This window comes from Streptomyces sp. NPDC027189 (assembly GCF_055566975.1).
Window position 1 is genome coordinate 85,736 of the sequence record NZ_JBVHRI010000031.1, and the last position, 16,074, is coordinate 101,809.

Annotated in this window: 19 protein-coding genes; 8 read left to right on the top strand and 11 right to left on the bottom strand. The window is 68.8% G+C overall.

From position 1 onward, the window contains the following. Nucleotides 1–328 precede the first annotated feature (328 nt). The 3 genes from dapF to miaA all read right to left on the bottom strand — a co-directional run bounded on the left by dapF (nt 329) and on the right by miaA (nt 2,973). A complete protein-coding gene (dapF, locus tag ACZ4RZ_RS42985) occupies nt 329–1,198 on the bottom strand; it encodes a diaminopimelate epimerase (protein ID WP_467752999.1) in 870 nt (289 codons plus the stop codon). A gap of 201 nt (nt 1,199–1,399) precedes the next feature. Then, nucleotides 1,400–1,927: a hypothetical protein gene (locus ACZ4RZ_RS42990; RefSeq protein ID WP_467753018.1), complete on the bottom strand. Its 528-nt coding sequence runs from the start codon at nt 1,925–1,927 to the stop codon at nt 1,400–1,402. A gap of 107 nt (nt 1,928–2,034) precedes the next feature. Next, a complete protein-coding gene (gene miaA, locus ACZ4RZ_RS42995; RefSeq protein ID WP_467753000.1) occupies nt 2,035–2,973 on the bottom strand; it encodes a tRNA (adenosine(37)-N6)-dimethylallyltransferase MiaA in 939 nt (312 codons plus the stop codon). Between the two features lie 183 nt (nt 2,974–3,156). Here miaA and ACZ4RZ_RS43000 point away from each other — a divergent pair, with 183 nt between their 5' ends. Both ACZ4RZ_RS43000 and ACZ4RZ_RS43005 read left to right on the top strand, forming a co-directional pair. Continuing rightward, complete coding sequence (locus ACZ4RZ_RS43000) at nt 3,157–3,414, top strand: hypothetical protein (RefSeq protein WP_467753001.1); 258 nt, start codon at nt 3,157–3,159, stop codon at nt 3,412–3,414. Between the two features lie 24 nt (nt 3,415–3,438). After that, on the top strand, nt 3,439–3,702 hold the full coding sequence (locus ACZ4RZ_RS43005; protein ID WP_467753002.1) for an antitoxin: 264 nt from the start codon (nt 3,439–3,441) through the stop codon (nt 3,700–3,702). A gap of 281 nt (nt 3,703–3,983) precedes the next feature. Here the strand turns inward: ACZ4RZ_RS43005 and ACZ4RZ_RS43010 are convergent, their stop codons facing one another. The 5 genes from ACZ4RZ_RS43010 to ACZ4RZ_RS43030 all read right to left on the bottom strand — a co-directional run bounded on the left by ACZ4RZ_RS43010 (nt 3,984) and on the right by ACZ4RZ_RS43030 (nt 7,553). Continuing rightward, complete coding sequence (locus ACZ4RZ_RS43010; RefSeq protein WP_467753003.1) at nt 3,984–4,712, bottom strand: class III extradiol dioxygenase subunit B-like domain-containing protein; 729 nt, start codon at nt 4,710–4,712, stop codon at nt 3,984–3,986. Between the two features lie 19 nt (nt 4,713–4,731). Next, on the bottom strand, nt 4,732–5,067 hold the full coding sequence (locus tag ACZ4RZ_RS43015; RefSeq protein WP_467753004.1) for a hypothetical protein: 336 nt from the start codon (nt 5,065–5,067) through the stop codon (nt 4,732–4,734). Next, nucleotides 5,052–6,578, bottom strand: a complete 1,527-nt coding sequence (gene miaB, locus ACZ4RZ_RS43020; protein ID WP_467753005.1) for a tRNA (N6-isopentenyl adenosine(37)-C2)-methylthiotransferase MiaB — start codon at nt 6,576–6,578, stop codon at nt 5,052–5,054. Before miaB ends, ACZ4RZ_RS43015 begins: the two co-directional genes overlap by 16 nt. A gap of 49 nt (nt 6,579–6,627) precedes the next feature. Then, nucleotides 6,628–6,831 (bottom strand): helix-turn-helix domain-containing protein, encoded by a 204-nt coding sequence (locus ACZ4RZ_RS43025; protein WP_467753006.1) that lies wholly within the window; start codon nt 6,829–6,831, stop codon nt 6,628–6,630. A 317-nt stretch (nt 6,832–7,148) separates the two neighbouring features. Then, complete coding sequence (locus ACZ4RZ_RS43030; protein ID WP_467753007.1) at nt 7,149–7,553, bottom strand: pyrophosphohydrolase domain-containing protein; 405 nt, start codon at nt 7,551–7,553, stop codon at nt 7,149–7,151. A 96-nt stretch (nt 7,554–7,649) separates the two neighbouring features. On the opposite strand from ACZ4RZ_RS43030, the gene ACZ4RZ_RS43035 reads away from it, so the two are divergent. After that, a complete protein-coding gene (locus ACZ4RZ_RS43035; protein WP_467753008.1) occupies nt 7,650–8,645 on the top strand; it encodes a TAXI family TRAP transporter solute-binding subunit in 996 nt (331 codons plus the stop codon). A 36-nt stretch (nt 8,646–8,681) separates the two neighbouring features. On the opposite strand, the gene ACZ4RZ_RS43040 is transcribed toward ACZ4RZ_RS43035, so the two are convergent. Further along, on the bottom strand, nt 8,682–10,088 hold the full coding sequence (locus ACZ4RZ_RS43040) for a sensor histidine kinase (protein WP_467753009.1): 1,407 nt from the start codon (nt 10,086–10,088) through the stop codon (nt 8,682–8,684). A 9-nt stretch (nt 10,089–10,097) separates the two neighbouring features. Further along, the gene (locus ACZ4RZ_RS43045) at nt 10,098–10,784 is read right to left on the bottom strand and encodes a response regulator transcription factor (RefSeq protein ID WP_467753010.1); all 687 of its coding nucleotides are present in this window, start codon (nt 10,782–10,784) and stop codon (nt 10,098–10,100) included. A gap of 285 nt (nt 10,785–11,069) precedes the next feature. Here ACZ4RZ_RS43045 and ACZ4RZ_RS43050 point away from each other — a divergent pair, with 285 nt between their 5' ends. From ACZ4RZ_RS43050 to ACZ4RZ_RS43065, 4 genes are all read left to right on the top strand, one after another. Further along, complete coding sequence (locus tag ACZ4RZ_RS43050; RefSeq protein WP_189188190.1) at nt 11,070–11,846, top strand: amino acid ABC transporter ATP-binding protein; 777 nt, start codon at nt 11,070–11,072, stop codon at nt 11,844–11,846. 83 nt (nt 11,847–11,929) lie between these two features. After that, nucleotides 11,930–12,772 (top strand): glutamate ABC transporter substrate-binding protein, encoded by an 843-nt coding sequence (locus tag ACZ4RZ_RS43055; protein WP_467753011.1) that lies wholly within the window; start codon nt 11,930–11,932, stop codon nt 12,770–12,772. Nucleotides 12,773–12,847: 75 nt separating this feature from the next. Next, entirely contained in the window at nt 12,848–13,513 is a 666-nt protein-coding gene (locus ACZ4RZ_RS43060) for an amino acid ABC transporter permease (protein WP_467753012.1), read from the top strand. Further along, nucleotides 13,510–14,418 (top strand): amino acid ABC transporter permease, encoded by a 909-nt coding sequence (locus tag ACZ4RZ_RS43065; RefSeq protein ID WP_467753013.1) that lies wholly within the window; start codon nt 13,510–13,512, stop codon nt 14,416–14,418. The genes ACZ4RZ_RS43060 and ACZ4RZ_RS43065 overlap by 4 nt, the downstream gene beginning before the upstream one ends. 274 nt (nt 14,419–14,692) lie before the next feature. Here the strand turns inward: ACZ4RZ_RS43065 and ACZ4RZ_RS43070 are convergent, their stop codons facing one another. Further along, the gene (locus tag ACZ4RZ_RS43070) at nt 14,693–15,070 is read right to left on the bottom strand and encodes a hypothetical protein (RefSeq protein WP_467753014.1); all 378 of its coding nucleotides are present in this window, start codon (nt 15,068–15,070) and stop codon (nt 14,693–14,695) included. Between the two features lie 78 nt (nt 15,071–15,148). On the opposite strand from ACZ4RZ_RS43070, the gene ACZ4RZ_RS43075 reads away from it, so the two are divergent. Continuing rightward, on the top strand, nt 15,149–15,916 hold the full coding sequence (locus ACZ4RZ_RS43075; RefSeq protein WP_467753015.1) for a transposase: 768 nt from the start codon (nt 15,149–15,151) through the stop codon (nt 15,914–15,916). Nucleotides 15,917–16,074 lie beyond the last annotated feature (158 nt).

Below are 16,074 nucleotides of genomic sequence, written 5' to 3' on the forward strand. Positions count from 1 at the left end.
GGTGCTTGATGCTACCGAGCCCACCACGCTCGGCTGACCGCCTCTCGCCGAGCGTGAAACGGATCACCCATTCGAGCGAAGGTTCAGGGGTTTACGGTTTCGAACTTTTGGAAGGGGCGGGAGGTCCGGCAGCCAGCTCCAGGCCAGGGCAGCGGGGTACGGCGCCTCAGAGGCCCAAGGGCGCACGGCGTCAAACCCCAGGGGCTCAAAGGCGGGCCGCGTCGTGGCCCGGGAGGCATGGCGCCGAGTCCCGCGGAGGCTCAGGAGTGCGCGGCGCCATGTGCCGGGAACGCTCAGGAGTTGCGCGGCGCCGTACCCCGGGGAACGCTCAGCGGCGCGCGGCGTCGAGCCACTCCGCGTCGATCTCGCCCTCGGCGACGATCACCGCGGGGCCCGTCATCTCGATCTCGCCGTCTGCGTGCTCGGTGATCACCAGGCGACCGCCGGGTACGTCGACGGTGTACGTCGCCGGAGTCCCGGTCACGCCCGGGTCGGTGCCGTCGCGGCGGGCCGCGGCGACGGCCACGGCGCACGCGCCCGTGCCGCAGGAGCGGGTCTCTCCGGCGCCGCGCTCGTGGACACGCAGGGCCACGTGACGCGGACCCCGGTCGACCACGAACTCGACATTGACTCCGTCCGGGTACGCCGACGCCGGGCTGAAGGGCGGCGGCGCGAACAGGTTGCCGGCGTGCGCGAGGTCCTCCACGAAGGCGACGGCGTGCGGGTTGCCCATGTTGACGTTGAGCGCGGGCCAGCTGCGCTCGCCGACACTCACGGTGACGTCCCCTTCGGGGAGGAGCGCCTTGCCCATGCCGACCGTCACGTCACCTTCCTTGGCGAGGTGCACGCTCTTCACGCCCCCGCGCGTGGCGATCGCGATGTCCCCTTCGGCCACATGACCGGCCCGCTGAAGGTAGTGCGCGAACACACGTACCCCATTGCCGCACATCTCCGCGATCGAACCGTCGCCATTGCGGTAGTCCATGAACCACTCCGCCTCGGCCGCCATCTCCTTGGCCTCGGGGTGCGCGGCGGACCGTACGACATGCAGCAGACCGTCCCCGCCGATGCCCGCGCGACGGTCGCACAGGGCCGCGACGGCGGTCGGGGGCAGGTCAATGACGTTTTCCGGGTCCGGGATGATCACGAAGTCGTTCTCGGTCCCGTGGCCCTTGAGGAAGGCGATCCGCGTGCTCATTCCTCGATCGTACGGGGTCGGTACGACACTCCGGCCCATGTGGGGGCGTCTGCGGAGACGGCCGGGAGGACGGGTCGGGCCAGGAGGAATGGGCGCCGCGGGCCGGGCCCTGCCTCGGCATCAGCACAGCCAGGCCGCGACGTGGGGCCGGCACAGGCAGGCCGCGCCTCGGAGTCAGCACCGCCAAGCCGCGCCTTGGAGTCAGCGCAGCCGGGCCACGCGCCACACGGCGAGCACCGCCACCGCCGCGACCACCACGACGTAGGCGATCACCACGCGCCAGTCCAGGCGGCGGTCGGAGCCGCGCTGCGGGAATCCCGGCCAGGTGTAGCCGACCCGGCGGGCCGCCATCATCCCCCAGCCCGCGGCGCACGAGCAGATCAGCAGGCCGAGCATGGCGACCACGGCACCGCCGTCACCGAACTCGAAGGCCAGCGGGAAGGCGAACATCAGCGAGCCGGTCGCGGCCAGGGCCACGATGGGCGCGAGCTGCCAGATGCGCAGCCGACGCTGCGGGCGCAGCTCGACCTCGACCTCGGGTCCCGGGGACATCTCGCCAGGCTCGGGCCCGTCGGCGGTCACCCCTCCCGGGGTGTCCTCGGGTCCGTCGGAGCTCAGATGCTCCCCGCCCAGACCTGTCTCATCGCCCGGATCGATGCCCAGACGATCTCCGTCCGGATCGGCACCGTGCTCAGCGTCTCGTGCAGTGTCGCGAGGGCCGGCCTCCATCGCCACGCGCCCTCCCAACTCGGACTTCACTGGTCGATCGAAGCTCGATGATGGCACGCCGCCAGAGGCCGGGATGACGGCCGGAGCGTCCCGATGCCATGACGTGATCAGGCTGTAACCGGTCGTTCGACCAATGCCATTGCAAGCTCCGGGAGTTCCGTGAGATCCGCCGCAGCCCCACTGAGCCAATGCACCCGAGGGTCACGCCGGAACCACGAATCCTGACGGCGCGCGAAGCGCTTGGTGGCGCGTACGGTCTCGGCGCGCGCCTCTTCCTCGGTGCACTCCCCCGCGAGCGCGGCGAGCACCTGCTGATACCCGAGCGCGCGTGATGCCGTACGCCCCTCACGCAAGCCCTGCGTCTCAAGGGCGCGCACCTCTTCGACGAGCCCCGCCGTCCACATCCGGTCGACCCGGCGCGCGATGCGCTCGTCGAGTTCGGGGCGCGCGACGTCGACGCCGATCTGGAGGGTGTCGTACACCGAGTCGTGGCCCGGGAGGTTCGCGGTGAAGGGCTTGCCGGTGATCTCGATGACTTCGAGGGCGCGGACGATACGGCGGCCGTTGCTCGGCAGGATCGCGTGCGCGGCCTCGGGGTCCGCCATCGCCAGACGCGCGTGCAGCGCGCCGGAGCCGCGCAGCGTGAGCTCCTCCTCCAGCCGGCCCCGTACCTCGGGGTCCGTGCCGGGGAACTCCAGGTTGTCGACGGCCCCGCGGACGTACAGCCCGGAGCCGCCCACCAGGATCGGCCAACGGCCCTCGGCGAGCAGCGCGTCGATGCGGGCGCGGGCGAGCCGCTGGTACTCGGCGACGCTGGCCGTGACCGTCACGTCCCAGATGTCCAGAAGGTGGTGCGGGACCCCTCCGCGCTCCTCGGGCGTCAGCTTGGCGGTGCCGATGTCCATCCCTCGGTACAACTGCATGGAGTCGGCGTTGACAACTTCTCCTCCGAGACGTTGGGCGAGGAAAACGCCCAGATCGGACTTTCCTGCCGCGGTCGGTCCGACGACTGCGATGACCCGGGGGGCGGGGGGTGCGCTACTCACCGCCCCAGTCTCGCAAACCCCACTGCCTCTCCTCGAACGAGTTACGTGACGCCACGGGTCCGGCGTCGTTGCCTGTTGCGAGGTTCCAGCCGCCGGTTTTCGCGAACCGGTGACCCGGGCGACGCAATGGGACGCACCGGGTGACGCGGGATTTCGCCCTCGCGAGTAACGTATGGAGTGGATATGGGCGTTTTTGCACGACTTCTCCGGAGGTCGAAGGCTACGGAGGAGGCGTCAACCGCCGAGGCGCAGGTCGACACGCAGACGGCCGAGACCAAGGCGGAGGCGGCGGAGGAAGCGAAGGGTTCGTCCCCGACCGAGGGCGAGGCGACGGCGGAGGACACCGCCGAGGCCGCCGCCGGGGAGGACGTCGACATCCCCCAGCAGCAGACCGCCGAGAAGGCCGCCGACAACGAGGCCGGCGAGGGCGCCCGCAAGTAACTGCCCCGCGAGGGAAGGTGAACCATGAGTCTCCTGGACAATCTCAAGGCCAAGCTGGCGCCTGCCAAGGACAAGGTCTCGGACCTCGCGCAGCAGCACGGGGACAAGGTCACTCACGGTCTCGACAAGGCCGCGAAGGTGGTCGACGAGAAGACCAAGCACAAGTACAGCGACAAGATCCAGACGGGCACGGGCAAGGCGAAGGGCGCCATGGACCGACTCGCGCACAAGGACAGTGGCGGCGCCACGCCTCCGCCGGACGTGCCGACAACGCCTCCGGCTTCCTGAACTGAGCGACACACATCGGCGGATGGCCGCGGAGCACCCAGGGCTCCCGGCCGTCCGCCGTGTTCAGGTGCCTGCAGCCCCAGGGGCCGAGTGCGCTCCGGGCCGTGTTCAGGCGCAGGACCCAGTCCGCTCCGGGCCGCAGTCGAGCCGGTGAGACACAAGACGGCCGAGCCCGCTCAGGGCCGCATTCGGGCCGGCACGGCCCAGAACGGTACGGGGGCCGTGCCGCCGTGTTCGGACCCGCACGGCTCAAAGAGCCGCGACTTTTTTGAGAAGGCCGGCTACGACCAGGCCGCCACCAGATACCCCACCCCGTACGGGGCGTCGTCGTAGAGCAGCGCGCCACCCAGCCCCGCGCCCTCTGCCGCGCCCGCGAGGACCTGCCAGGGGGCTCGCCCCGAGACCTTCAGCTCGTGCGCCAGTTCGGCGTCCAACGCCTCGAGGGCAGCCACGTCCGCCGCGCCCAGCGCACGCGCGATCTCCGCGTCGAAGCCCGCCGCGCGCTCGTCGAGATAGCCCGGCGCCTTGAGCGTCCGGCACGCGCTGGCGTCGCCCATCACCAGCAGTGCCACCCTCTCGGCCCGGCCACCGATTTCCCCTCCGACTTGGATACACCGCTCGGCCTCGAGCGGTTCCCCCACCCCGAGACCTTCGACGGGAGCGTCGGACCAACCCGTGCGATCCAGCAGCCACGCGGCGACGGCGAGCGAGGGCGGAAGCTCACGTGCCGAACGCTCCGCGGACCCTGGACCCGGCTTGTCTCCGCCGAGGCGTACGTCGAGATCGACACCGAATCCGCGGAACGAGCCCCGCGTGCCCTGTGGGTGCGGACCGCGCCCGCTCTGCTCGGCGGGGCCCACGACGACCAGCAGGTCGGGGCGGGAGGCGGCGAGCACGCCCAGCGCGTCCGTGCACGCCGCGCGCGCGGCATCCAGTTCGGGCGCCGCGCCGGCGGCGACCTGGGGGACGAGCAGCGGCGGACAGGGGCAGACTGCGGCGGCTACAAGCATGATCGGCAGCGTAACGCGCTCAGTAGGTGATCTGTCCCGAGTCCCACTCCAGCTCGGTGAGCATGAAGTGGTAGGTGAAAACACCGCCGGCCGAGCCGCCGCCGATGAGCATCCAGCCGTCACCGGTGCGGTACCGCCGCATCGGCACCGGGTACAGCGGGTGCTTCGTGCGGTACAGCCGTACGAAATCACCGCGCCGTGCCACAGCCTCCTCGTGCGTGCCGTCGACCGTCGCCATCAGTTCGTACTGCCTGCGCAACGGCCCCTCACCGGCCGGCTTGTCCAGCAGCAGTGCCGTCGAGCCATTCGCCCGTCCCCCGTCGTCAACGCCCGCTCGGGTCAGTCGCAGCCGCATCCGCTGCCCGTGGCCACCGGCAGCGGCTCCGGGGCCCCGATCTTCGGCAGCCCCAGCATGACGCCGGCCGGCTTCGCGGCCTCGGCGGCGTTGCGCTTCTCCCAGGCGTCCCCCGCGCGCGTGCGGCGCACGTCAAGGACCGCGCCCTCGGCGAGCAGGTGGTGCGGGGCGGCGTAGGTGATCTCGACGGTGACCACGTCGCCGGGGCGCACCTCTTCGTCGGGCTTGGTGAAGTGGACCAGGCGGTTGTCGGGGGCACGGCCGGAGAGGCGGTGCGTGGCGCCGTCCTTGCGGCCCTCGCCCTCGGCGACCATCAGCTCCAGGGTGCGGCCGACCTGCTTCTTGTTCTCGTCCCAGGAGATCTCCTCCTGGAGGGCGACGAGACGCTCGTAGCGCGCCTGGACGACCTCCTTGGGGATCTGCCCCTCCATGGTGGCCGCCGGGGTTCCGGGACGCTTGGAGTACTGGAAGGTGAACGCCTGCGCGAAGCGGGCCTCGCGGACCGCGTGGAGGGTCTGCTCGAAGTCCTCCTCGGTCTCGCCGGGGAAGCCCACGATGATGTCGGTGGTGATCGCCGCGTGCGGGATGGCGGCCCGGACCTTCTCGATGATCCCCAGGTAGCGATCCTGGCGGTACGAGCGGCGCATCGCCTTCAGCACGGTGTCCGAGCCGGACTGCATCGGCATGTGCAGCTGCGGCATCACGTTCGGCGTCTCCGCCATGGCGGAGATCACGTCGTCGGTGAAGTCGCGCGGGTGCGGCGAGGTGAAGCGGACGCGCTCCAGGCCCTCGATCTGCCCGCAGGCCCGCAGCAGCTTGCTGAAGGCCTCGCGGTCACCGATGTCGCTCCCGTAAGCGTTTACGTTCTGCCCGAGCAGCGTGATCTCGGAGACGCCCTCGCCGACCAGGGCCTCGATCTCGGCCAGGATGTCGCCGGTCCTGCGGTCCTTCTCCTTGCCGCGGAGCGCCGGGACGATGCAGAAGGTGCAGGTGTTGTTGCAGCCGACCGAGATGGAGACCCAGGCGGCGTACGCGCTCTCGCGGCGGGTCGGCAGCGTCGACGGGAACGCCTCGAGCGACTCGGCGATCTCGACCTGTGCCTCTTCCTGTACGCGGGCGCGCTCCAGGAGGACCGGCAGCTTGCCGATGTTGTGCGTCCCGAAGACGACGTCCACCCAGGGCGCCTTCTTCACGATGGTGTCGCGGTCCTTCTGCGCGAGACAGCCACCGACGGCGATCTGCATCCCGGGGCGCTTCGTCTTCATCGGTGCGAGGCGGCCGAGGTTGCCGTACAGCCGGTTGTCGGCGTTCTCCCGTACGGCGCAGGTGTTGAAGACGACCACGTCCGCGTCGCCGTCCGAACCCTCGGGGGCGCGTACGTAACCGGCGTCTTCGAGGAGCCCGGAGAGCCGCTCGGAGTCATGGACGTTCATCTGGCACCCGTAGGTGCGCACTTCGTACGTCTTGGATTGCTGAACGTCCACTGCCTGACTCCGGTCGCCGCTGCTCATGTGACAAGGGTAGGCGGTAGCCGGAGTGCGTCCTGTCGTAGTGCGGGCCTCACCCCCATAGTGAGCGGGCCGTCACGCCGACCCGGTCCCGCAGCAGGGTGCGCCGGGCGCCGGGGTTCTCGTAGCCGACGCGGCGGGCCACCGTCGCCATGGGCAGGTCGGTGGTGCTCAGGAGGTGCCTGGCCCGCTCGACACGGAGGTCCTGGACGAAGCGGATCGGTGAGCAGCCCAGGGTCCGGCCGACCGCGCACACAGGAGTCGGGGGTGTAGAGGTAGCTGCCGCTGCCCATGCCGTACCACTGGGCCCAACCGCCCGGCACATAGCGGTCCTGGTCGTGCCAGGTGACCGTGGAACGCGGTGTCGCGGAGGGCGGGTTGGCGGCCGAGTCGCCAAACCAGTGACGAAGCATCTCGCCCTGCGGGTCGTCAGCGCAGTTGGTCAGGAACGGGTAGAAGGTCGTGCCGCAGGACAGCGGGCCGTTCCGCGTGGGCCAGCCATGACCGGACGGCAACGGCGCCCGCCGCGAGTGGCGGCCGAGCGCGGTGGCTACGGCAAGCAGCGGCTCGGTGCTACGCCTCCGCCGCACTCCAGCCCTGCTGCCGCAGGATCTCCGAGACGTCCGGAGCACGGTAGTGGTCCCCCTTGAGGACCTTGCCGTCGGCCCTGCGGGCGGCCCTGCCGTCGGGGCCCAGCTTCGTCATGTTGGACCGGTGGACCTCGGCGATCACCGCGTCGAGGTCGATCCCGTGGACGAGTGCCGTGCCGTACGCCACGTACACGACGTCGGCCAGTTCGTGCGCCAGCCGGTCGAGCGGGCCGGTGACCGCGACCTCGGCGACTTCGGCGGCCTCCTCGGCGAGGAGTTCACCGCGGTGAGCCGCCAGCTCCGGGGAGACCTCTGTCGGCACGGTGCGGGCGTCGAGGCCGAAAGCGAGGTGGAATTCACGGACCAGGGAGGCGGGAGAGGGCTGCATCCGACGACCCTATCGATCCGCCGAGGTCCTCCGACGACCCCGGTCAATGGGCCCGGCCCTGGTCAGGATCGCCCCCGAGCTGGCAGGATCGCGCGCATGTTCCAGGCACTCCCCCGTATCGGCCGGCGCCGCGCGCTGCTCGGCTCGGCGGCCGCTTTCGCGGTCTTCGGGCTGCTGCTGTGGTGGCTGCTGCCGGGCGAGGGGTCGCCCAGCGGGACGATCACATTCAGCACGGGCACGCCGACCGGGGTCTACCAGAAGTACGGCACGCTCCTTGAGGGCGCAATCGCCAAGGACATGCCGCGCGTGGACGTACGGCTGCTGAACAGCGACGGATCGCAGGAGAACGTACGGCGCGTGGCGACGGGGAAGGCCGACTTCACCATCGCGGCGGCCGACGCGGTGGAGACGTACATACTCGAGAACAAGCCGGGAGCGGGCCGGCTGCGCGGCTGCGCCCGGCTCTACGACGACTATGTGCACCTGGTCGTCCCGCGCTCGTCGTCCGTGAAGTCCGTGGCGGACCTGCGGGGCAGGACGGTCGCCGTGGGACCGAGCGGTTCCGGCGTGCGGCTGATAGCGAACCATGTGCTCCAGGCGGCCGGGCTCGACCCCGACAACGACATCGAGCCGCGGGCCGACGGCATCGCGACCATGCCCGACCTGCTCAAGCACCACAAGATCGACGCCTTCTTCTGGTCCGGCGGCCTGCCGACGAGTGCTGTGCTGGAGCTCTCGAAGACCTACGACATCAGGCTCGTGCCGATCGGCGGCTCCCTCATCAAGAAGCTGCACGCACAGGGCGGCGCCTCGCGCTACTACCGGGCCGCCGTGATGCCCGCCGATGCCTACCCCAGGGCGCAGCGCGGCTCGTCCGTGCAGACGCTGGCCGTAGCCAACTACCTGATCACACGGGAGGACGCGGACGCGAAGCTCACCGAGGAGCTCACCCGCACGGTGATCGCCAGCCGTGACCACATCGGCGCCGTGGTGCACGCGGCGCAGCTGGTGGACCTGCGCACGGCCATCTACACGGATCCGCTGCCGCTGCACGAGGGCGCGCGACGCTACTACCGGTCGATCAAGCCGTAGCCGCTCACACCTGGTGGTCGCTCCCCGGCGTGGGGCTCAAGAGGCCGGCCCTGACCTGGGCACCGTCACCGTCACCCGCAGGCCGTGCGGCTCGTGATGGGCGTACGCGATGGAGCCGCCGCCCGCCGCGAGCAGCGCCCGCGAGATGGACAGGCCGAGGCCCGAGCCCTTGATGTTCTGGTGCCCCGCGCTGCGCCAGAAGCGGTCGCCGATGCGGGCCAGGTCCTCGTCGCTGAGGCCGGGGCCGCCGTCGGTGACCACGACGGTCGAGACCTCGCCGTTCGAGGCGACCTTCACCTCGACGCTCTCCCCCTCCGGCGTGAACTTCAGCGCGTTGTCGATGACCGCGTCCAGGGCGCTGGACAGTGTGACCGGGTCGGCCCAGGCGGTGGTGGCCGGGCAGGTCCCGGCCAGCCGTACGCCCTTGTTCTCGGCGAGCGGCTGCCAGGACGACACGCGCTCGGCCGTCAGCGCGCCGATGTCGGTGAGCCGCAGATCCGCCTCGGCGTGCTCGGCGAGCGCCAGGTCGAGGAGGTCGTCGAGGACCTGGGCAAGGCGCTTGCCCTCGGTGCGGACCGAGGCGATCTCCGCATTTCCCTCCGGCAGTTCTAGCGCGAGCAGCTCAATGCGCAGCAGCAGCGCCGAGAGCGGGTTGCGCAGCTGGTGCGAGGCGTCGGCGACGAAGGCGCGCTGCTGCTCCAGCACGTCTTCGACGTTGTCCGCCATCTCGTTGAACGACCGGGCCAGGCGCCGGAGTTCCGGCGGCCCACCGGCGACCGCGACCCGGGACTTCAGGCGTCCTGTCGCGATGTCGTGTGTGGTGGCGTCGAGGACGCGTACGGGTCTGAGCACCCAGCCGGTGAGGCGCAGCGCGGCGCCGAGGGCGATAAGCATCGCGGCGATCTCGCCCGCGCCGATGAGCAGCCAGCCGCGCAGGGTCTTCGAACGCATCTGCCCGGTGGGCGAGTCGGTGACGACGACGGCGATCACGTCGCCGTCCCTGATGACCGGGGAGGCCACGACGAGACGGTGCCGCTGCCAGGGCCAGACCTGCTGCGGGTCGTGGCTGCGGCGGCTGAAGAGCGCCTCGCTGAACGCGTCGCGCCCTTCACCGGTCTTGGGCAGGAACCAGTTCGTCGGGGCGTTGGCCATGGGCCTGTCGTTGCGGTAGAAGACGCCGGCCCGTATGCCGTACACGTCGTAGTAGCGGGCGAGCTCCTTGTTCAGGGTCTCCTTGCGTTCGTCCGTGTTGTTCGACTGGGAGCCGGTCAGCGAATCGGTGACGTACTGGGCGAGGGCAGCGAAGCGCGCCGTGTCGTCGATGCGGTCGACGACCACCCGCTGCTGCTGAGCGGCCGCGACACTCACGGCGAGCGGAAGGCCGAGCGCGAGCAGCACGGCGGCCATCAGAACGATGAGCAGTGGGAGAAGGCGAGTGCGCACCCGTACCCGCTACGACGCAGGGGCGACGAGCCGGTACCCGACGCCGCGCACGGTCTCGATCAGCGCCGGCATGCGCAGTTTGGAGCGCAGGGACGCGACATGCACCTCCAGGGTGCGCCCGGTCCCCTCCCAACTGGTGCGCCACACCTCGCTGATGATCTGTTCCCGGCGGAACACCACTCCGGGGCGCTGGGCCAGCAGTGCGAGCAGGTCGAACTCCTTGCGGGTCAGTTGGACAACCAAACCATCCACGGTGACCTGGCGGTTGGGGAGTTCGATGTGCACGGGGCCGAGCTTCAGCGCGGTGTCGCCGGGGGCCGAGGCGTCGTCGGGGGCACTACGCCGGCTGACGGCGTGGATACGGGCGAGCAGTTCCCCGGTGTCGTACGGCTTCACTACGTAGTCGTCGGCGCCGAGGTTGAGGCCGTGGATCCGGGAGCGTACGTCGGCGCGCGCCGTGACCATGATCACCGGAGTGCTGGTCCGCTTGCGGATCTTGCCGCAGACCTCGTAGCCGTCCTGGTCGGGCAGGCCCAGGTCGAGCAGGACGACGCCGAACCCGTCGCCCTCGGGGACCAGCGCCTGCAGAGCCTCCTCGCCGCTGCGGGCGTGCGTGACGTCGAAGCCGTGCCGCGCCAGCACCGCGGACAGGGCGGCGGCGACATGGTTGTCATCCTCGACGAGGAGCAGTCTCATTCCGGCCCCCTCCGGTTCATCGGTCGTACGGTCTTGGCTTGTAGAACGCGGTGCACGCGCGGGTGCACCATGGAAGTCACGCCGATGGATAAGGATGGCGTCAAGGGCCTTCGGGTTGCGGAGGGCTTCCGTTACCCAGCCGGTACGCGGTCGCGTACCGGCTGCTACGACACGTGTCCGATTGCTACCGGATCGTGATGCTCAAGTTCCCCTCAGATGTAATGACGCTGGTCGTACGGGGTTACTACTGTCCTCCGAAACCGAGGAGGACGGAGCCAAAGAGCGATGACCGAAGTATCGGTGGCCAAGGACGCTGTGGCCGCGACCGACGAACTGGTCGTCCTGAAGAGCGTCAACAAGCACTTCGGCGCGTTGCACGTGCTCCAGGACATCGACCTGACGATCGCCCGTGGCGAGGTCGTCGTGGTCATCGGACCCTCCGGGTCCGGGAAGTCCACCCTGTGCCGCACCATCAACCGCCTGGAGACGATCGATTCGGGCGACATCTCGATCGACGGCAAGCCGCTGCCTGCGGAGGGCAAGGCGCTCGCCCGGCTGCGGGCCGACGTGGGCATGGTCTTCCAGTCCTTCAACCTCTTCGCGCACAAGACGGTGCTCGACAATGTGATGCTGGGACAGATCAAGGTCCGCAAGGCCGACAAGAAGGCCGCCGAGGAGAAGGCCCGCGCGCTGCTCGACCGCGTCGGCCTCGCCAATCAGGCGGACAAGTACCCCGCTCAGTTGTCGGGCGGCCAGCAGCAGCGCGTCGCGATCGCGCGAGCACTGGCGATGGACCCCAAGGTCATGCTCTTCGACGAGCCGACCTCGGCACTGGACCCCGAGATGATCAACGAGGTCCTTGAGGTCATGCAGCAGCTCGCGCGTGACGGCATGACCATGATCGTCGTCACCCATGAGATGGGCTTCGCTCGTTCGGCTGCCAACCGAGTGGTCTTCATGGCCGACGGCCGGATCGTCGAAGAGGCTGTGCCGGACCAGTTCTTCAGCAATCCGCGCAGCGACCGGGCCAAGGACTTCCTGTCGAAGATCCTCCACCACTGACGGCCCCCACATCGCGTCTCTGACGACCTGCGTCACCCGCCCTGACGGGCCCGCATCTCTTCACCAGTCAAAGGATGTTCACCATGAAGCTCCGCAAGGTCACCGCCGCTTCGGCTGCTGTGCTCGCCCTCGCGCTCGCCGCCACGGCCTGCGGCTCCGACAACGACAAGGACAGCGGCAGCAGCCCTTCGGGCGGCAGCAAGAAGATCACCATCGGCATCAAGTTCGACCAGCCGGGCATCGGTCAGAAGACGCCCCAGGGCTACGCCGGCTTCGACGTCGACGTCGCGACGTACATCGCCAAGAAGCTCGGCTACAGCGCGAACCAGATTCAGTGGAAGGAGTCGAAGAGCGCCGACCGCGAGACCATGCTGCAGCGCGGTGACGTCGACTTCATCGCCGCCTCGTACTCGATCACTCCGGAGCGCGAGAAGTCGGTCGACTTCGCCGGCCCGTACCTGCTGGCCCACCAGGATGTCCTGGTCCGTGCCGACGACAACTCGATTAAGTCGCCGTCGGACCTCAACAGCAAAAAGCTCTGTTCGGTGGTCGGCTCGACCTCGGCACAGAACGTCAAGGACAAGCTGGCCCCCAAGGCCAATCTGCAGGAGTACCCGACGTACTCGGCGTGCCTCACTGGTCTGCAGAACGGGGCCATCGACGCGCTGACCACGGACGACTCCATCCTGGCCGGTTACGCCGCGCAGTCCCAGTTCAAGGGCAAGTTCAAGCTCGGTGGCTTCAAGATGACCAACGAAAACTACGGCATCGGCGTGAAGAAGGGCAGCGACCTCAAGGCCAAGATCAACACGGCCCTGGAGGGCATGGTCTCCGACGGCTCCTGGAAGGCGGCCGTCGAGAAGAACTTCGGCCCGGCGAACTACAAGAACGAGCCCGCGCCGAAGATCGGCGACGTCAAGAGCTGAAGCAGTGCCTGAAAGGTGCGCTGTCTCCCGGGGCGGCGCACCTGGGCATCCCTACACGCGGAAGCACGGGAGATCGTGTTCGACTTTCTTGAAGGTTACGACCTGCTGGGGGCCTTCTGGACGACGGTGCAGCTCACCCTGCTCGCCGCCGCCGGCTCCCTGGTATGGGGGACCCTGCTGGCCGCCATGCGCGTCGGCCCAGTGCCCCTGATGCGCGGTTTCGGCACCGCCTACGTGAATATCGTGCGGAACATCCCGCTGACCGTGATCATCCTGTTCACTTCGCTGGGCCTGAACCAGACCCTCAGCATCAGCCTCGGCGCGGACGACTTCAAGACGATCAACTTCCGGCTCGCCGTGCTCGGTTTGACCGCCTACACCTCGGCCTTCGTGTGCGAGGCACTGCGGTCCGGCATCAACACGGTGCCAGTCGGGCAGGCTGAGGCGGCCCGTGCGATCGGCCTCAGCTTCACCCAGGTGCTCCGGCTCGTCGTGCTGCCTCAGGCGTTCCGCTCGGCGGTCGGCCCGCTGACGAACGTCCTGATCGCGCTCACGAAGAACACCACAGTGGCCGCCGCGATCGGCGTCGCCGAGGCGGCGACCCTGATGAAGACGATGGTGGAAAAGGAGGCCCAGCTCATCCCGATCGCCTCGATCTTCGCCCTCGGCTTCGTGATCCTCACGCTGCCGACCGGCCTGATCCTCGGCTGGGTGGGCAAGAAGGTGGCGGTTAAGCGATGACTTCCGTTCTCTACGATGCCCAGGGGCCACGCGCCAAGCGGCGCAACCTCCTGTACACGGTGGTCTTCCTCGCCGCCCTGGCAGTGGTCCTGTGGTGGATGTACACCCAACTCAACGACAAGGGCCAGCTCGACTGGGCACTGTGGAAGCCGTTCACCACCAGCGAGGCCTGGTCCACGTACATCTGGCCGGGTCTGAAGAACACCCTCAAGGCCGCGGCGCTCAGCATGGTCATCGCACTGCCGCTCGGCGCCGTCCTCGGCATCGCCCGGCTCTCGGACCACGCCTGGATCCGCATACCGGCCGCGATCGTGGTGGAGTTCTTCCGGGCGATCCCGGTGCTGGTCCTGATGATCTTCGGGCTTGCGCTATTCGCCAAGTACACCAACGTCAGTTCTGACGACCGTCCGCTGTACGCGGTCGTCACGGGGCTCGTGCTGTACAACGCCTCGGTTCTCGCGGAGATCGTCCGGGCCGGCATCCTGGCCCTGCCGAAGGGCCAGTCCGAGGCGGCGATGGCGATCGGTCTGCGCAAGGGCCAGGTGATGAGGCTCATCCTGCTGCCGCAGTCGGTCACCGCGATGCTCCCGGCGCTCGTCAGCCAGCTCGTCGTGATCGTGAAGGACACCGCCATCGGTGGCGCGGTGCTCACCTTCCCTGAACTGCTCGCATCGGCCAACACGATGATCGGCTACTACGGCAACACCATCGCCAGCTTCACCGTGGTGGCCGTGATCTTCATTCTGATCAACTTCTCCCTCACGACATTCGCGAGCTGGCTGGAGGGCCGGCTCAGGCGTAGCAAAAAGAGCACGGGCGCCGTAGTCGGTGCGGAAATGATTGAGGACCTCGAGACCGTGGGGCACGCTCCACCGGTCGCGCCAGGTGACAACAACAAGGCATAGGTCCAAGGAATTACCAGGTTTCCCGCGAGGGGTGGTACGTGTAGGGGGTACTATCCCTCGCCGGTTTCGCCAGACATCAGCCGACCCCGGCGCCGCCTGGGGAAAAGGCGGCAACCGGGGCCGGTGGCTCGGGCTGTGGAAGTGTTGCGCGGGGCTTCTTGGTCGGTTCAGTTGATGGGCGTGACCGAGACGCTCCTTGTGTCACCGGAGATCGGGAGGTACGGGGTGTCCCGTAACTGCGGGAGCGTGAGGAACGGCTCCGGCTTCGTCGACATCAGAGGAAGAGAAGTTCGACGTCCTTCGCGACGCAGAGCCGCAGAACGACCGTCAGCTGTTGGGCCGCATCGATGTGTGCCCGAGGGACGTCGACCTCGTTCCGCCACTGGTCGACGATCGCCTCCAGCCGGGGCAGGAGCGCGGCGCACTCGGTAGGCGTTAGCTCGCCTCCGCCGTCATCGGGGCGATCGAGGAGTGGTTCGAGCGAGGTGGAGACGTCACTCCAGGGGCGCTCTCCGCCGAAGCCCCGCACCTCGGAAAGAGTGAATCCTTCGGCTCGCGCCAGCTGTCGCCGGAACGCGGCGAAGCCGCTGTAGGACCAGGCGACGTCGGGACTGCTGGTGTCTCCGTCTCCCGGGAACAGAGTCAGCCCCACGTCGTTCTCCCTCTTGGTCGTCGAATACGCAAAGGATCAGTCGAAACCAGCGACGTCTGCAACTGAGATGATCCAGCGGTGGCTGGTGTGATCACGGCGTCAGAGCCTTCCTGGATAGCCCCTTTCACCGGGCTGAGCCCGCGCGCTTTCGGGAAGCTGGTGACTGTGCTGCGGCGCGAGGGTGCGGCCGCGGTCCGCAAGGGCCGGCCGTGGAGCCTTCCGCTGGAGGACCGGGCGCTACTGGTCGCCGCCTACTGGCGAACAAACTTGACGATGCGTCAGCTCGCACCGCTCTTCGGGGTCTCGAAGTCCGCCGCGGACCGCATCATCGACCACCTCGGACCCATGCTCGCTCTTCAGCCCCGCAAACGGTTCGCCAAGGACACCGTGCTGATCGTGGACGGCACTCTCGTGCCCACCCGCGACCACGCCATCGCCGCGCAGTCGAAGAACTACCGGTACTCCACCAACCACCAGGTCGTCATCGACGCCGACACTCGCCTGGTCGTCGTGATTGGCCACCCCCTGCCCGGCAACCGCAACGACTGCAAGGCATGGGAGGAATCCGGCGCCAAGACCGCTGTCGGCAGGACCGTGACGATCGCCGACGGCGGCTACCCGGGCACCGGACTCGTCATGCCGCACCGCCGCCGCAAAGGCGAAGACCTGCCCGACTGGAAGAAAGCCCACAACAAGTCCCACAAGCAGGTCCGCGCGCGCGTCGAACACGTCTTCGCCCGAATGAAGACCTGGAAGATCCTCCGCGACTGCCGCCTCAAAGGCGACGGCGTCCACCACGCCATGCTCGGCATCGCCCGCATGCACAACCTCGCCCTCGCCGGATAGGCAGCGGCCCGGACCGCGACCGACCACCCCAGGCGACTCAAAGATCAGTTACGGGACAGCCCTTAACTTGATCTTTAACCTGTGCGGCGTGGTCGTGGGGTGGTTGACGTCTTCGTTCGCCGTTTCGCGGGTTGTGTCTTGCGGGGTGTGTGCACGTC

Coding starts and splice junctions, on each gene's coding strand:
- ACZ4RZ_RS43005 (WP_467753002.1), top strand. CDS start 3,439: ATGAGTCTCCTGGACAATCTCAAGGCCAAGCTGGCGCCTGCCAAGGAC.
- ACZ4RZ_RS43030 (WP_467753007.1), bottom strand. CDS start 7,553: ATGCAGCCCTCTCCCGCCTCCCTGGTCCGTGAATTCCACCTCGCTTTC.
- ACZ4RZ_RS43055 (WP_467753011.1), top strand. CDS start 11,930: ATGAAGCTCCGCAAGGTCACCGCCGCTTCGGCTGCTGTGCTCGCCCTC.
- ACZ4RZ_RS43035 (WP_467753008.1), top strand. CDS start 7,650: ATGTTCCAGGCACTCCCCCGTATCGGCCGGCGCCGCGCGCTGCTCGGC.
- ACZ4RZ_RS43010 (WP_467753003.1), bottom strand. CDS start 4,712: ATGCTTGTAGCCGCCGCAGTCTGCCCCTGTCCGCCGCTGCTCGTCCCC.
- ACZ4RZ_RS43045 (WP_467753010.1), bottom strand. CDS start 10,784: ATGAGACTGCTCCTCGTCGAGGATGACAACCATGTCGCCGCCGCCCTG.
- ACZ4RZ_RS43065 (WP_467753013.1), top strand. CDS start 13,510: ATGACTTCCGTTCTCTACGATGCCCAGGGGCCACGCGCCAAGCGGCGC.
- miaB (WP_467753005.1), bottom strand. CDS start 6,578: ATGAGCAGCGGCGACCGGAGTCAGGCAGTGGACGTTCAGCAATCCAAG.
- ACZ4RZ_RS42990 (WP_467753018.1), bottom strand. CDS start 1,927: ATGGAGGCCGGCCCTCGCGACACTGCACGAGACGCTGAGCACGGTGCC.
- ACZ4RZ_RS43050 (WP_189188190.1), top strand. CDS start 11,070: ATGACCGAAGTATCGGTGGCCAAGGACGCTGTGGCCGCGACCGACGAA.
- dapF (WP_467752999.1), bottom strand. CDS start 1,198: ATGAGCACGCGGATCGCCTTCCTCAAGGGCCACGGGACCGAGAACGAC.
- ACZ4RZ_RS43000 (WP_467753001.1), top strand. CDS start 3,157: ATGGGCGTTTTTGCACGACTTCTCCGGAGGTCGAAGGCTACGGAGGAG.
- ACZ4RZ_RS43015 (WP_467753004.1), bottom strand. CDS start 5,067: ATGCGGCTGCGACTGACCCGAGCGGGCGTTGACGACGGGGGACGGGCG.